A 15,745-nucleotide genomic window follows, 5' to 3' on the forward strand; every position below is an offset into this window, starting at 1 on the left:
TCCTCTATCGGCGCTGAAAAGCCGGAGAGATCAGCACAAGCGCGATCCCCTCGGCCCGGTTTTCGGCGGCTTGGGCGGCGAAACGGACGGGTTCAGGGGCTTCTGCGCCCAGGGCCGCCTGCACGAACTGCCGTGGGTCCGGCAGGGTCTTTTGCAGCCGGGGCGGGGCAAAAAGCGCCCATTCCAGCCGCGTCGCCAGCCCCTGCGGCGTCACCCATGTTTCATCCTCTTCGGGCCAGCCATCGGGCCCCTGAGGCCGCTCCCATGGCTGCCCCATCCGGCGCAGAGGCTGCAAGAAGAATTTCTTGACGCGCTGCTCGACATCATTCGCGGCCCCGCGAAACGGATCGGGACGCACCGCCAGCGCGCGCATTACCGATGACATGAAATCGAAGGGCAGTTTCACATTCACCCGCTCGGGCTGCCAGGCGCTGGGGTGGTGCAGCATGGCGCGATACACCGGCAGCAGTTGCCCGCCGCTGTCGATCCATGTGGCCTTCATCGCGCGGATCACCCCCGGATCGGGGGCATCGCCCAGAAAATGCACGGCCAGCTTAGAGCAGATATGCTGCGCCGTCGCCGGATGCGCCGCCAGATCCTGCAAGGCCGCGTGGATGTCGGCCAGCGCGGCCGTTTCTCCGCCATAGGTCTGGCCCAGAACGGTTTCAGATCCGGGCTCGGCCCATTTGGGCCGGAATGTCATGCCGCCATCCGCGTCGATCCCCAGACCCGTCAGCAGCTCGGCCAGCTGGCGGACGTCTTTTTGGCCATAGGGGCCGCCCACCCCCAGCGTGTGCAGTTCCAGAATTTCGCGTGCCAGATTTTCGTTCAGCCCACGATTTTTAGGCATCTTGGCCCGCGCCGGCGCGTTCGGCCCGACCGAGTATTGCTGATCCAGATAATTCACCATGCCCGGATTGGTCACCGCCGCCACCAGCAGATCCGAAAACCGCCCCGCCAGATGCGGCCGCAGGAATGTCTCGGCCACGGGCATGGCGACGCGTTTCATCACCCCGCCCTTGCCGATTACGGTGAAATGATCGGCCCAAAACGCCGCCAGCCTTTCGCGAAACCCGTCCTGGGTATGGCTGCGCCGCGCCAGCGTCTGCATCAGCCAATTGGCCTGTTGCTGACGTGCCGCCTGTTTCACCTTGTTGAAGGTCTTGCGCAGTTCCTCGGCGTTCGGAGCGTTTTTGTTGCGGCGATAGGCCTTTCCCGTGCGCTGCGCCTCTACCATGCGCAGACGGAATGTATCGAAGCTTTCGATCGGAAACTCTGCTGCGGCCCGGTCAGGCCCCTGCACCCAGGACAGCATCTGCGATACCGACTGCGGCGCGGGTACGAGCGGCGACAGGCCGGTTCCGAAGCGGATTTCAGCAAGGGTCGGATCAAAGAGCATGGCATCCTCGGGCTGTGTGCTATCGAAGATAGCGCGCTTGCGACGGTTTTTCAGGGGGAGAACGCCAACAAACGGTGCGCTTTGCGAAAGCTTGCCGACGATTTAACGCAAAAACGCCCGAGGTTCCCCTCGGGCGCCTTAAAAACAGTGTCAGGCCAGGTCACTCTTGCGGAATCACCCGCAAAGACAGCTCCATCAGCTGATCCGAGCTGGGCTCGGACGGGGCCTGCATCATCAGATCCTCGGCGCGTTGGTTCATCGGGAACATGATGACCTCGCGGATGTTGGCCGTATCCGCCAGCAGCATCACGATCCGGTCGATCCCGGCGGCGCAACCCCCGTGCGGCGGGGCACCGTATTGGAACGCCTGATAGAGCGCGCCAAAGCGGCTTTTGACCTCGGTTTCGTCATAGCCCGCGATTTCAAACGCCTTCAGCATCACGTCCGGTTTGTGGTTCCGGATCGCGCCGGACACCAGTTCATAGCCGTTACAGGCCAGGTCATACTGATAGCCCAGAACGTCCAGCGGATTGCCGTTCAGCGCGTCCAGCCCGCCCTGCGGCATCGAGAACGGGTTGTGTTCGAAATCGATCGCGCCCGACTCTTCGTCTTGTTCATAGATCGGGAAGTCCACGATCCAGGCAAAGGCAAAGCGGTCCTTGTCAGTCAGGCCCAGTTCCTCGCCGATCACGTCGCGCGCCTTGCCGGCGACCTTTTCGAACGCCTTGGGCTTACCGCCCAGGAAGAACGCCGCGTCGCCGATGTTCAGGCCCAGCTGTTGGCGGATCGCCTCGGTGCGCTCAGGGCCGATGTTCTTGGCCAGCGGACCGGCGGCTTCCATGCCGCCCTCGACCTCGCCGGATTTCAGCTTGGCCTGGGCTTCTTTCACGGTGATCCCCAGCTCCTGCGCGACCGCATCGGCGGTTTTCTCGCGCCAGAAGATATAGCCCATGCCGGGCAGCCCTTCGCCCTGGGCGAATTTGTTCATCCGGTCACAGAATTTACGGCCGCCGCCAGTGGGGGCGGGGATGGCGCGCACCTCGGTGCCTTCGTTTTCCAGCAGGTTGGCAAAGATCGCAAAGCCCGAGCCGCGGAAATGTTCAGAGACATCCTGCATCTTGATCGGGTTGCGCAGGTCGGGTTTGTCCGTGCCGTACCATTTGGCCGCGTCCTTATAAGAGATTTGCGGCCAGTCCTGATCGACCTTCCGGCCACCACCGAATTCTTCAAAGATGCCGGTCAGCACGGGCTGAATGGTGTCGAACACGTCCTGCTGTTCCACGAACGACATCTCCAGGTCCAGCTGGTAGAAATCGGTGGGCGAGCGGTCGGCGCGCGGGTCTTCGTCGCGGAAACAGGGCGCGATCTGGAAATACTTGTCATAGCCCGACATCATGATCAGCTGTTTGAACTGCTGCGGAGCCTGGGGCAGAGCATAGAATTTACCCGGATGCAGACGCGAGGGCACCAGGAAGTCGCGCGCGCCTTCGGGCGAGGACGCGGTGATGATCGGCGTCTGGTATTCGCGGAAATTCTGATCCCACATCCGCCGCCGCATCGAGGCCACAACGTCCGAGCGCAGGGTCATGTTGTTCTGCATCACCTCGCGGCGCAGATCCAGATAGCGGTATTTCAGGCGGGTTTCCTCGGGGTATTCCTGATCGCCGAACACCATCAGCGGCAGTTCCTGCGCGGCGCCCAGAACCTCGATGTCGCGCACGAACACCTCGACCTCGCCGGTGGGCAGCTTGGGGTTCACCAGCTCGGGGTCACGCGCTTTGACGTTGCCATCAATGCGGATACACCATTCGCTGCGCACCTTTTCCACCTCGGCGAACACCGGGCTGTCGGGATCGCACAGAACCTGCGTTACGCCGTAATGGTCGCGCAGGTCGATGAAAAGGATACCGCCGTGATCGCGGACCCGATGGACCCAGCCCGACAGGCGGACGGCATCGCCCACGTTGGATTTGTTCAGCTCGGCGCAGGTATGGCTGCGATATGCGTGCATTTTGTGACCTTTCATCAGGCATCGGCGGCGCAATGATGTGCGCTCAATTCGTCCGGGCCGATACACAAGGTTGCGGCGCTCTTGTCAAGCAATGCGGGTGAATTGAGCGCATTGAGGCGCCCAAACGGCCCGCATCTGGCCGCGCAGGGAATTCATCAGGGTGATCGTGCGGGCGGCGCGCAGGTCGTTCAGGGTCAGGACGGCCTCTTGGATGGTGCCGCTTTGCAGCAGGCTTTGCCGATAGACACCAGCCAGACAGCCCGAGGCCAGCGGCGGCGTCAGACGCGCGCCATCGGGGGTGGTGACGCTGATATTGGTGATCGTGCCCTCGCAGACCTCATCGCGTTCGTTCAGCAGTATGGCCTCCTCCACCCCCTTCGGCAGCGCGGCGCGGGCCTGATCATAGGTATCGCGTTGCGTGGTCTTGTGGCGCAGCAGCGGGTTGGCGGACTCCAGCCGTTGCTCGGCGATGACAAACCGTATTTCGGCCACCGGCGCGGGCATTGCGGCGGTCTCAAGTTGCAGGCTGCCGTCCTGCGCCAGCGTCACCCGACAGCGCAGCGGCTCTGGTCCCGTGATCCGCTCGAAAACGGCCAAAACCGCGGATTGATCATGCGCAAAGCCCAAAGCCCGCGCCGATTGCATCAGCCGCGCCAAATGCAAATCCCGCCGCGCGATCCCCTGGCCGAAATTATGTCCGGAATTGTGGCCGGAATTTGGGCCGGGCACATAGCCAAAAGTTTCGATCAGGCGGGTTCCGGCTGGAACATCGCATAGCGGGCTTTCCATAGGGCCTCCTCGTATTCCGCGTCGGCGGTGCTGTCCCAGACCAGTCCGCCGCCCACATTCAGCGTGGCGCGCGCGCCCTCCAGCATCACCGTGCGGATCGCTACGTTGAACTCGGCGCGTCCGTCGGGGGCGGCCCAGCCGATGGTGCCGCAATAGGCCTCGCGCGGCCAGGGTTCCAATTCGCGGATGATCTGCATCGCGCGCAGTTTCGGCGCCCCGGTGATCGAGCCACAAGGATAAAGCGCCCGCAGAATATCCGACAGCCCGGTGCCCGGCAGCAACTGGCCTTCGACGGTCGAGACCATCTGATGCACCGTCGCATAGGTTTCCACCGTGAACAGATCGGGTACCCGGACCGAGCCGATCTGACAAATCCGGCTAATATCGTTGCGCAGCAGATCCACGATCATCAGGTTCTCGGCCTGGTTCTTTTCATCCGCCGCCAGGGCCGCGCGTTGGGCGGCATCCTGCGCGGGATCGTCCAGACGGGGCAAGGTGCCCTTCATCGGGCGGGTCTGGATACGGCCCGCAGCGTCCGTGCGGAAAAACAGCTCGGGCGAGCGCGACAGCAACGCGGGGCCGCCCTGCTGTTCCACAAGCACCCCATGCCCCACGGATTGCCGCGCGGCCAAAGCGGCATAAAGCCCGCTCGCCGTTCCCTGGGCCTGTGCCTCAATTGGAAAGGTCAGGTTCGCCTGATAGATATCCCCCGCACCGATATAGTCGTGCACAGCCTGAAATGCCTGCGCATAGCGGCCCGCATCCCAGCGCGGTTGCAGCCCGCGCAACGCGCCATCTGGCTGTACTGGTGCTGAGGTGCCGGACCCTGCGTAACATCCGAACCGCAGCAGGGGCAATCTGCGCCCCTGGGGCATCAAGGGCAGCAGGCGCGGCTCTAGCGCATAGCCCAGCTCGTAACTGGCATATCCGGCCAGCCACAGCCCATCGGCGCGCGCCTTGTCCAAACGGGCCAGCGCCGCTGGCACGTCGGCCGCATCCCAGGCCACGATCTGATCCAGCGGATCGGCGAATTCAGCGGGCAAACCGGCCGGGCCGGTGTCAAATCTCAGTCGCAAGGCCTTTCACCACACGTGATGTGCCCTCCCCATGGACAGCTATAGCGCATCGGCGCGCGGCGTACAGTCCAGAGCCGACAGATCAAAGATGTTTTCCGATCCCTCTTGCGCCTTGCCATTCCTTAGCTATAACCCACGACAATTTGCGCGGGGGTGAGTCTCATCCCCGTGCCCTGCTGCCCAACCGCCAGAGCTTAGAGGTCCGCCATGCCCAAAAGAACAGACATCTCCTCGATCATGATCATTGGTGCGGGGCCGATTGTGATCGGTCAGGCGTGTGAATTCGACTATTCGGGTGCCCAGGCCTGTAAGGCGCTGCGCGAAGAGGGCTACCGCGTGATCCTGGTGAACTCGAACCCGGCCACCATCATGACCGATCCGGGCCTGGCGGATGCCACCTATATCGAGCCGATCACCCCCGAGGTCGTCGCCAAGATCATCGAAAAAGAGCGCCCCGACGCGCTGCTGCCCACGATGGGCGGCCAGACCGGGCTGAACACCAGCCTGGCGCTGGAGGAAATGGGCGTGCTGGAAAAATTCGGCGTGGAAATGATCGGCGCGAAACGCGACGCCATCGAAATGGCCGAGGACCGCAAACTGTTCCGCGAGGCGATGGACCGCATCGGCCTGGAAAACCCCAAGGCGACCATCGTCACCGCTCCGAAAAAGGATAATGGCGACGCCGATCTGGAAGCCGGCGTTCAGATGGCCTTGGACGAGCTGGAGGAAATCGGCCTGCCCGCGATCATCCGCCCCGCCTTTACCCTGGGCGGCACCGGCGGCGGCGTGGCCTATAACCGCGAGGATTACATCCATTTCTGCCGCACCGGCATGGATGCCAGCCCGGTGAACCAGATCCTGGTGGATGAATCGCTGCTGGGCTGGAAAGAATACGAAATGGAGGTCGTCCGCGACCGCGCCGACAACGCGATTATCGTCTGTTCGATTGAAAACGTCGATCCGATGGGCGTGCACACCGGCGATTCCATCACCGTGGCCCCCGCGCTGACGCTGACGGATAAGGAATATCAGATGATGCGGACGGCCTCGATCGCCGTTCTGCGTGAAATCGGCGTGGAAACCGGCGGCTCGAACGTGCAATGGGCCGTGAACCCGGCCGATGGCCGTATGGTTGTGATCGAAATGAACCCGCGCGTGTCGCGCTCGTCCGCGCTGGCGTCCAAGGCCACCGGTTTCCCGATTGCGAAAATCGCCGCGAAACTGGCCGTGGGCTATACCCTGGACGAGCTGGACAACGACATCACCAAGGTCACCCCGGCCAGCTTTGAGCCGACCATCGACTATGTCGTCACCAAGATCCCGAAATTCGCGTTTGAAAAATTCCCCGGCTCGGAACCCTACCTGACCACCGCGATGAAATCGGTGGGCGAGGCCATGGCCATCGGCCGCACCATCCACGAATCGCTGCAAAAGGCGCTGGCCTCGATGGAATCGGGCCTGACCGGCTTTGACGAGGTGGACATCGAAGGCGCCCCCGACAAGGCCGCCGTGATCAAGGCGATCTCCAAGCAGACGCCCGACCGGATGCGCACCATTGCCCAGGCCATGCGCCACGGGCTGACCGACGCTGAAATCCACGCCACCACCATGTTCGACCCGTGGTTCCTGGCCCGTATCCGCGAGATCATCGAGGCCGAGGACGAGGTTCGCAAAGACGGCCTGCCCGTCACCGAAGAGGGCCTGCGCAAGCTGAAGATGATGGGCTTTACTGACGCCCGTCTGGCCACCCTGACCGGCCGGACCGAGGCCAACGTGCGCCGCGCCCGTCAGAATCTGGGCGTGAAGGCCGTGTTCAAACGCATCGACACCTGCGCGGCCGAGTTCGAGGCGCAGACGCCCTATATGTACTCCACCTACGAAGCCCCGATGATGGGCGAAGTGGAATGCGAGGCCCGTCCCTCGGATCGTAAAAAAGTTGTCATTCTGGGCGGCGGCCCGAACCGGATCGGCCAGGGGATCGAGTTCGATTATTGCTGCTGCCACGCCTGTTTCGCGCTGACGGATGCGGGCTATGAGACCATCATGGTCAACTGTAACCCCGAAACCGTGTCCACCGACTATGACACTTCGGACCGTCTGTATTTCGAGCCGCTGACCTTTGAAAACGTGATGGAAATCCTGCGGGTCGAGCAGGAAAACGGCACGCTGCACGGCGTGATCGTGCAATTCGGCGGTCAGACCCCGCTGAAACTGGCCAACGCCCTGTTCGAAGAGGGCATCCCGATCCTGGGCACCAGCCCCGACGCGATTGACCTGGCCGAGGACCGCGAGCGGTTCCAGCAGCTGGTCAACAAGCTGGAGCTGAAACAGCCCAAGAACGGCATCGCCAGCACGGACGCGCAAGCCCTGGCCATCGCCGAGGAAATCGGCTTTCCGCTGGTGATCCGCCCGTCCTACGTGCTGGGTGGCCGCGCGATGGAGATCGTCCGCGACATGGCCCAGCTGGAACGCTATATCGCCGAGGCTGTGGTGGTATCGGGCGACAGCCCCGTCCTGCTGGACAGCTATCTGTCGGGCGCCATCGAATGTGACGTGGACGCGTTGTCGGACGGCAAAACCGTGCATGTGACCGGCATCATGCAGCACATCGAAGAGGCCGGCGTGCACTCGGGCGATAGCGCCTGTTCGCTGCCCCCCTACAGCCTGCCCGCCGACATCATCGCCGAAATCAAACGCCAGACCGTCGAGCTGGCCCTGGCCCTGAACGTGGTTGGCCTGATGAACGTGCAGTTCGCGGTGAAAGACGGCGAGATTTACCTGATCGAGGTAAACCCCCGTGCCAGCCGGACCGTGCCCTTCGTCGCCAAAGCGACCGACAGCGCCATTGCCTCGATCGCGGCGCGCCTGATGGCGGGCGAACCGATGGAGAATTTCCCCTTCCGCGGCGCATACCCAAAGGGCGCGACCCCCGGCAGCCTGCCGATGGCCGATCCGATGACCCTGGCCGATCCCGACATGCCCTGGTTCAGCGTCAAAGAGGCCGTGCTGCCCTTTGCCCGCTTCCCCGGTGTGGATACGATCCTGGGGCCGGAAATGCGCTCCACCGGCGAGGTCATGGGCTGGGATACCTCCTTCCCGCTGGCCTTCCTGAAGGCGCAGCTGGGCGCGGGCACCGATCTGCCGACCTCGGGCAAGGTGTTCATCTCGATCAAGGATGAGGACAAAACCGAGCTGATGGCGGATGCCGCGAAAACCCTGCTGGATCTGGGCTTTGGCCTGGTTGCCACGCGCGGCACTGCGGGTTGGCTGAAGGAAAACGGGGCTGACTGCGCCGTCGTGAACAAGGTCTACGAAGGCCGCCCGAACATCGTAGACATGCTGAAGGACGGCGAAATCACGCTGGTTCTGAACACCACCGAGGGCGCGCAATCGGTGTCTGACAGCCGCGAAATCCGCTCGGTCGCGCTGTATGACAAGATCCCCTATTTCACCACCGCCGCGGGGGCCAGCGCCGCCGCACAGGCGATGAAGGCCCGCGCCGAAGGCGATTTCGGAGTGAAGGCGCTTCAGGGCTAATCCACACGGCCCCGCCCGTATCCAGACCGAAGAACATCAAAACCGAGGCAGCCCGCTGTCTCGGTTTCTTTTTGGGAATGTGAAAGCAGACTCAGCGAATCATTTGGTGCAATTGCGGAAAGTTTGCGTAAGGATGCTGACTAAGTGATTCTACTTATCTTTCCCCTATAGGTATTTTGGGAATACAGTACTTGCCCGTATAGGTTTCTAAACTGCCGGTGCAAATTCTGAATTGCCTGATTTTTCTGCACCGCAGCAAGGCGCAAAAACCAGAGCGGCCAGAAAGTTTTCTTAAAAATTACAAATACTTAACCCCGTACCCCAGCCACGTAGACCCCAGACTGTAAGAATTTGCAGGGCGAAATCGTCAATACGTCACTGTTTTGTCACGACAAATAGGGCATAAGCACCCTATACTTTAGGGTATGAGCCTGGGTGGAACGCCACCCCCAACTGGCGGACAACCGGCTCATTTGTTTGAAAAATCTACCCTCGTGTCCCGTATTCGAGGGTGGGGAATTTCATAAAACCTTTTGATAGGTTCGGGTCTTCCAGGCAACTGGAAGACCCTTATTCTTTCTGGCCCCGCGTCCGAATGCCCGTGTCGTCCATTTCCACCAGAATATCGAGGCTACCCACCGTGAATTGCGGATCGGGCAGCAGGCCGGTGCACATTGCCAGGGCTGCGATCTCGGCCCGGTTGCCCAGATCGGCCTTCACCATGAGGCTATGCATCCGCTGCCGCAACGCCGAAACCGAGATACCCAGATCGGCCGCAATCTGTTTATCCTGAAGCCCCTGTCCCACCATTTTCAGCAGCTCACGTTGCTTGGCGGTGATCTCGTTCCGGTCAAAGAACTCATTGGAAAAATGCAGCATATACCGCTGATGGGCGGCCATTGCCGCAACGTGCAGCGTCCAGCCATGCCGCGCCAGCAGGTCAATCATCGCCTCTTTCGTATGGTCCCCGGAAAAGCTGATCAAAGCCGCCTGAGGCGGCGCGTGAATCCGCAACGGAATCGAGAAACCGGCCCGGATGCCACGCGCGGCCGCCATTTCCAGCACTTGCAGACGTTTGGGCGCGACCTGATCATAATCCTGCGCGAACTCCAGCCCCATCATGATCGGCGTCAGATGGTGCATCGCATGGCAGCGAAACGTAGACCATTTCTGCACCTCGGGGTCTTTGTTCACCTCACTCAGCCAGCTGGAATCATAAGAGGTGCGGATGAACAGCGTCCGGCGCCATTCGGCATAGCTGCTGGCGGCGATGAAATCTATGAAAGGCAACCCGACGGATTTGCCCAGGGACACCAGCAATTGCCAGACTTGCAGCGATTGGGTTGTGGTCTCCAGATCCGACAGGAATTGATAGAGCAGCGGCGGCGTGAATCGCTCGGCCTCCTGAAGCGTCCGGAGAGACGGTTCAGAGGCCATGGGTCAGGTGGCCTCTTCTTCCAGGTGCAATTTCATGTCGATCAGCACCTGTTGCAACGCCAGGGTTTCCTTCAACAGGCGCTTGGCCTCGTTGATGGTGATGATTCCGTCCTCGATGGATTGGTTATATTCCGCCATCAGCATCGCGAACCGCTGGCTCAGGGCAATGACATCCGAGTTGATCCCGCCCTTGTCATCGTCATTTTTCCGACTTTCGTTATAGGAGAGCGAGATCCCCTTCAGATCGGCCAGCGCGCTGGTGACATGCGGAAAGGACGCGGCATTTTCCAACGCGGCAACGGCGTCAATCGGCATGAAGCGATCGGTATGTTCGGGATTGTCGGAATAATACCGGCCCAGGGTGGCCTTGGATTTGCCCGTCAGGGCACAGGCGGCCTCGATCCCGACGTCCTTGACCAGGGCTTCGGTGTGTTTCTTCAGGTATCCGGAAACTACGGTCATGGTCGGCCTTTATTTTGAGATCCGCTAACGGGGAAAACGTGCGCTCGTTTCCCATTAATCATTTTGACCGTCTATGTCATTGATAAACAAGACCCCAATTGCTTTCCAGGGCGTCAACGTGGTGTGAAAGTAACAAGTTTCCGGCAAATTGAGCCGGATGGACGAGGTTCCAAGCCTATGTGTGCGGGTTTGGAACGGGCCGGGAAACCGGCCACATAGGCGAGCCTGCGGTGGGAAAGCTGGTGCCGACCATCCCCAGGGCCTAGGCCCGTCAGTGCTTCTCGTACTGCGGGCTCGCCGTTCGATCCAAAGATCAAATCCGGGCTTGAAACGGCCACGAAATGGCGGGAAAACCCGCGTATGGCCAAGCTCTATTTCAACTACTCAACCATGAATGCCGGCAAATCGACGGTGCTCTTGCAAGCCTCGCATAACTATCGTGAACGCGGGATGCAGACCTATCTGTTGACCGCCCGGTTCGACAATCGGGCCGGGGCGGGCCAGATTTCCTCGCGGATCGGGATCGGGGCCCAGGCCGACACGTTTTCCGCTGGCGAGGATCTGTTTCAAAAACTGGAAAACCGGCTGAATCAGGGCCCTGTTGCCTGCGTGTTCGTGGACGAAGCGCAGTTTCTGGAGCAACGGCAAGTCTGGCAACTGGCCCGCGCGGTGGATGATCTGGGCGTGCCGGTGATGTGCTACGGGCTGCGGGTGGATTTTCAGGGCGCGCTGTTCCCTGGCTCGGCCGCGTTGCTGGCGCTGGCCGATGAAATGCGCGAGGTCCGCACCATCTGCCATTGCGGGAAAAAGGCCACGATGGTTGTACGCATGGGCCCGGACGGGCGGGCGCTGACGGATGGCGATCAGGTACAGATCGGCGGGAATGAGACCTATGTCAGCCTCTGCCGCCGCCACTGGCGCGAGGCCGTCGGCGACCGCCCCGCTGACTGATTTGGGGCGGGTTTCAGGCGCGCTCGACCAGAACCGAGCCCACCGAATACCCTGCGCCAAAGGAACAGATCACGCCCTTGTCCCCCGGCTGCATGTCATCCGAATATTTGGCAAAGGCGATGATTGACCCCGCCGAGGACGTGTTCGCGTAATCCTGTAGAATGTTGGGCTGTTCGCCCTCGGCTGGCTCGCGGCCCAGCACTTTGCGGCCAACGAAATCATTCATGGATTTATTCGCCTGATGCAGCCACAGACGGCGCAGCGTGTCGGGGGCTGTGTGCTCGTCCTCCAGATGGGTCAGGATGTGTTTGGCCACCATCGGAACGACCTCTTTGAACACTTTGCGGCCGTTTTGCATGAACTGCATATCGCGCCGGTCCGTGACGCCATCGGGGCGGTTACGGCGCAGGAACCCATTGTTATTGCGGATATTATTCGAGAATTTAGTGGCGCAGCGCGTCGAATGAACGATGAAGTGATCACCCTTTGCGTCCTCGGCCCGTTCCAGCACGGTGGCGGTGGCCACGTCGCCGAAAATAAAGTGGCAGTCCCGGTCGCGCCATTCCAGATGGCCGCTGGTGATTTCAGGGTTCACGACAATCGCGCACCGCACCGAGCCCGACCGGATCATATCCGCCGCCGCCTGAATCCCAAAGGTGGCCGAGCTACAGGCCACGTTCATATCAAAGGCAAACCCCTGCGCGCCCAGGGCGTTCTGGATTTCGATCGCGACGGCGGGATAGGCGCGCTCCATGTTCGAGGCAGCGCAGATCACCAGGTCCACCTCCTCGGGGTCGCGGCCCGCCTGTTCCAGCGCCTTGGCGCAGGCATCCAGCGCGATTTCCGTCATGATGCCCTGTTCGTCATCGCTGCGCTGACGGAACCGGGGATACATGCGCGCCGGGTCCAGCACGCCCTCTTTGTCCAGAACGTAGCGCTGTTCGATCCCCGAGGCCTTGAAGATGAAATCGGACGAGGAATGTTCCAGTGCCGTGGCCTGCCCCGCCGCAATCTCATCCGCGTGTTCGGCGTTAAACTTATCGACATAGGCGTTGAAGGATTCAACCAGCTCATCATTGGTGATGACATTGGCCGGAGTGAACACCCCGGTCCCGGTAATGGCCACTTTGTGCATCGGCACCCCCTAGCAAATTTGACCGCCAGATCACCCAAAGGCCACGGGCAGGTCAAGCCCCGCTGCCGTATGGTCACCCCTGCTCAGACCAGGTTCGGCGGCGTGCGCCCCTCGAAAAAGGCCTGTAGGTTGTCCAGCACCATCATCCCCATATCGGTGCGTACGTTCAAGGCTGCGGTGCCCAGATGCGGCAGCAGGGTGACGTTATTCATGTCCCGCAGGGCCTCAGGCACCTCGGGCTCGAACTCGTAGACATCCAGCCCGGCCCCGGCGATCTGGCCCGATTGCAGCGCCTGGATCAGCGCGGCCTCGTCCACGATATTGCCGCGTGCGATGTTGATCAGATGCGCGTGCGGCGGCATCGCAGTGAAAACACCCGCGTCAATCATGTGATGAGTCTCGGCCCCGCCGGGCAGCGCGATCACCAGAATATCCACCTGCGCCGCCAGATCCGCCAGGCTGCCCACCTGTCTGGCCGGGAACTCCATTTCCCTGGCCGAGCGATTGTGGAACAGCACCTCCATCCCAAAGCCAAAGTGACAGCGCCGTGCAATCGCCTGCCCGATCCGGCCCATACCCACGATCCCGACGGTGCGGCCGGTCACGTGCATCCCCAGCATCTGGGTCGGATGCCAGCCCTGCCACTGACCCGCGCGGACCAGCCGCTCGCCCTCGGCGGCGCGGCGGGCGCTCATCAGGATCAGGGTCATCGCGATATCGGCGGTGGCATCGGTGACAGCCCCCGGCGTGTTCGTCACCTTCACCCCGTGATCCCTGGCCGCCTGCACGTCGATGTGATTATACCCCACGCCGAAATTGGCCAGAATCCGGCAGCGCGGACGCCCGAAATCGGCGAACACCCGGCCCGAGAACATGTCCCCCAGCGTCGGCATCACCCCATCGTACAGCGCCAGAGCCGACCGCATCTCGGCCTCGGACATGGGCTGTGTGTTGTCGCGCAGCTCTAGCTCGAACAGATCCTGCGCGCGGGCGATCACCGCATCGGGCAAGGGCCGGCTGATCAGCACTCGCGGCGTTTTCGAACGCGCCATCAATGCATCCTTCCGCCCAGGGGCACATCCTGATCGGGGCTTAGCAGCACCACCTGACCTGCGGCATCGGGGACGCCCAGAACCAGCACCTCGGACATGAATTTACCGATCTGACGCGGAGGAAAATTCACCACGGCCATGACATTTTTGCCGATCAGATCCTCGGCAGAATAATGCTGCGTCACCTGCGCGCTGGTTTTGCGCTCGCCGATCTCGGGGCCGAAATCAATCCACATCTTGATCGCCGGTTTGCGCGCCTCGGGGTAGGGTTCGGCGCGCAGCACGCGGCCCACGCGGATGTCCACCTTCAGGAAATCGTCAAAACTGATGTCAGCCATTGGCCAGCTCCTTGGATCGGTCGGTTGCGGCCTGCACGGTTGCGGCCATCAGCGGCGGCAGGCCGGTCTGGGCATCCATCAGCACCTCCAGCCCCGCCTGAGTGGTCCCGTTGGGCGAGGTCACGTTCACCCGCAATTGCGCCGGATCCTCTGCGGCCTGCTCGGCCAGGGCCCCGGCGCCGGCCACGGTTGCCCTGGCCAGCTGCATCGCCAACTCGGGCGGCAGCCCCTGCGCGGTGCCCGCCGCCGCCAGCGTTTCGATCATATGGAACACATAGGCCGGCCCCGAGCCCGACACCCCCGTCACCGCATCCATCTGCCCTTCGTTTTGCAGACGGACGACCTGCCCGACGGCCTCTAGCAGGGCCTGCGCCAGATCCAGTTGCGCCGCCGACACGCCGCCATTGCCGATGATCGCGGTGATCCCGCGCCCGACGGCGGCGGGGGTGTTCGGCATCGCGCGGATGATCGGGGTTTCAGCGCCCAGAATCTGTTCGTAGGTGGCAATACTAACCCCCGCCGCAACCGAAACAAACAGCGTCTGCCCATTGCCCATCGCGGCCAGGGTCGGCAGCGCCTGAGCCATCATCTGCGGCTTCACGGCAATCAGCACAATCGCGGGGGATTTGGGCAATTCAGCGTTCAGATGCACACCGCTGGCGGCCAGCCAGTCCGAAGGAAACGGATCATTCACCCAGACCGACGTCGCGGGCAATCCGGTGTTCAGCCAGCCTTCGAGCATGGCCGAGCCCATCTTACCGCAGCCCAGCAGCACCAGCCCGGCACGGGCCACATGATCCATATCCATGGGAAAATCCCCCTCGCCAAATTTTAGGTTCGGGGGGAAGTGTTACGCGCGCCCGTAGGCCTCTGCAATGGCGACTTGCAAGGCCTGTGCGGGCTCTTGCTCGCCCCAGACGACCAGCTGCACGGCCGGGTAATACCGCTCGCAGCTTAGCACGGCGGCGCGGATCAGCGTGTCCACCTGATCGGGGCTGGCAATCTGACCGCCAGCCAACACCAGACCGTAGCGGTAAACCATCAGTTGCTGCTCTTCCCAGAAGGTGAAGGCCCCGGCCCAGCATTTGTCATTCACCGCGTTCAGCGTTTTGTACAACGCGGGCAGACGTTCCTGCGGCGGCTCCATTTCAAAGCTGCAAATCAGACGCAGAGTTTCATCGTAATCAGACCAGGCCAGCGTGATCGAATAGGTACGCCACTGCCCTTCGACGGCCATCGCGATCTGGTCGTCTGCGATACGGTCGAATTCCCATTCGTGATGCTCGGCGATGTGCTCAACCAAGTCGATGGGGTGAAGATCTTCTTGCAAGAACTGCTCGGACAATGCCATGGCGCCACCTCTTTTTTGCTGTGTAGCGATCGGGGCTTGGCAGCGCCCCAGCGCTAGGTGCCTGCTCTAAGGAAAGGGGCTATTCCCGCCTCCCTTACCAGATATGGTGCCTGCGCAAAGGTTCATATGTAAAGCTAAATTTTGGGGATAACCGCAATAAGTTGTGGACGAATTGATCTGTGCCACTAATTTCGAAGGCGAGACCTT

Annotated in this window: 13 protein-coding genes; 2 read left to right on the plus strand and 11 right to left on the minus strand. The window is 61.7% G+C overall.

Translation table 11 applies throughout. From position 1 onward, the window contains the following. Positions 1-4: 4 nt before the first annotated feature. The 4 genes from ACP15O_RS05200 to ACP15O_RS05215 all read right to left on the minus strand — a co-directional run bounded on the left by ACP15O_RS05200 (position 5) and on the right by ACP15O_RS05215 (position 5,275). Entirely contained in the window at positions 5-1,399 is a 1,395-nt protein-coding gene (locus tag ACP15O_RS05200; protein WP_425094984.1) for a DUF1800 domain-containing protein, read from the minus strand. Between the two features lie 160 nt (positions 1,400-1,559). After that, on the minus strand, positions 1,560-3,410 hold the full coding sequence (aspS, locus tag ACP15O_RS05205) for an aspartate--tRNA ligase (RefSeq protein ID WP_425094985.1): 1,851 nt from the start codon (positions 3,408-3,410) through the stop codon (positions 1,560-1,562). An 84-nt stretch (positions 3,411-3,494) separates the two neighbouring features. Beyond that, positions 3,495-4,199: an aminotransferase class IV family protein gene (locus tag ACP15O_RS05210; RefSeq protein WP_425094986.1), complete on the minus strand. Its 705-nt coding sequence runs from the start codon at positions 4,197-4,199 to the stop codon at positions 3,495-3,497. After that, a complete protein-coding gene (locus tag ACP15O_RS05215; protein ID WP_425094987.1) occupies positions 4,157-5,275 on the minus strand; it encodes an aminodeoxychorismate synthase component I in 1,119 nt (372 codons plus the stop codon). The genes ACP15O_RS05210 and ACP15O_RS05215 overlap by 43 nt, the downstream gene beginning before the upstream one ends. Before the next feature lie 207 nt (positions 5,276-5,482). Here ACP15O_RS05215 and carB point away from each other — a divergent pair, with 207 nt between their 5' ends. After that, positions 5,483-8,812 (plus strand): carbamoyl-phosphate synthase large subunit, encoded by a 3,330-nt coding sequence (gene carB, locus ACP15O_RS05220; RefSeq protein WP_425094988.1) that lies wholly within the window; start codon positions 5,483-5,485, stop codon positions 8,810-8,812. Positions 8,813-9,382: 570 nt separating this feature from the next. On the opposite strand, the gene ACP15O_RS05225 is transcribed toward carB, so the two are convergent. Both ACP15O_RS05225 and ACP15O_RS05230 read right to left on the minus strand, forming a co-directional pair. After that, complete coding sequence (locus ACP15O_RS05225; protein WP_425094989.1) at positions 9,383-10,249, minus strand: helix-turn-helix transcriptional regulator; 867 nt, start codon at positions 10,247-10,249, stop codon at positions 9,383-9,385. Between the two features lie 3 nt (positions 10,250-10,252). Further along, a complete protein-coding gene (locus ACP15O_RS05230; protein WP_425094990.1) occupies positions 10,253-10,711 on the minus strand; it encodes a hypothetical protein in 459 nt (152 codons plus the stop codon). A gap of 360 nt (positions 10,712-11,071) precedes the next feature. Here ACP15O_RS05230 and ACP15O_RS05235 point away from each other — a divergent pair, with 360 nt between their 5' ends. Further along, positions 11,072-11,662, plus strand: a complete 591-nt coding sequence (locus tag ACP15O_RS05235; protein ID WP_425094992.1) for a thymidine kinase — start codon at positions 11,072-11,074, stop codon at positions 11,660-11,662. Between the two features lie 13 nt (positions 11,663-11,675). On the opposite strand, the gene ACP15O_RS05240 is transcribed toward ACP15O_RS05235, so the two are convergent. From ACP15O_RS05240 to ACP15O_RS05260, 5 genes are all read right to left on the minus strand, one after another. Next, on the minus strand, positions 11,676-12,797 hold the full coding sequence (locus ACP15O_RS05240) for a beta-ketoacyl-ACP synthase III (RefSeq protein ID WP_425094993.1): 1,122 nt from the start codon (positions 12,795-12,797) through the stop codon (positions 11,676-11,678). A gap of 83 nt (positions 12,798-12,880) precedes the next feature. Next, positions 12,881-13,849, minus strand: a complete 969-nt coding sequence (locus ACP15O_RS05245) for a 2-hydroxyacid dehydrogenase (protein WP_425094994.1) — start codon at positions 13,847-13,849, stop codon at positions 12,881-12,883. Next, entirely contained in the window at positions 13,849-14,187 is a 339-nt protein-coding gene (locus ACP15O_RS05250; protein WP_425094995.1) for a tRNA-binding protein, read from the minus strand. The genes ACP15O_RS05245 and ACP15O_RS05250 overlap by 1 nt, the downstream gene beginning before the upstream one ends. Then, positions 14,180-14,995: a pyrroline-5-carboxylate reductase gene (gene proC, locus ACP15O_RS05255; RefSeq protein WP_425094996.1), complete on the minus strand. Its 816-nt coding sequence runs from the start codon at positions 14,993-14,995 to the stop codon at positions 14,180-14,182. The genes ACP15O_RS05250 and proC overlap by 8 nt, the downstream gene beginning before the upstream one ends. Positions 14,996-15,037: 42 nt before the next feature. Then, complete coding sequence (locus ACP15O_RS05260; RefSeq protein ID WP_425094997.1) at positions 15,038-15,538, minus strand: type III secretion system chaperone family protein; 501 nt, start codon at positions 15,536-15,538, stop codon at positions 15,038-15,040. Positions 15,539-15,745: the final 207 nt, after the last annotated feature.

It is taken from the genome of Youngimonas ophiurae (nom. illeg.), assembly GCF_049803795.1.
In the GTDB taxonomy this organism is placed as follows: Bacteria; Pseudomonadota; Alphaproteobacteria; order Rhodobacterales; family Rhodobacteraceae; genus Thalassobius.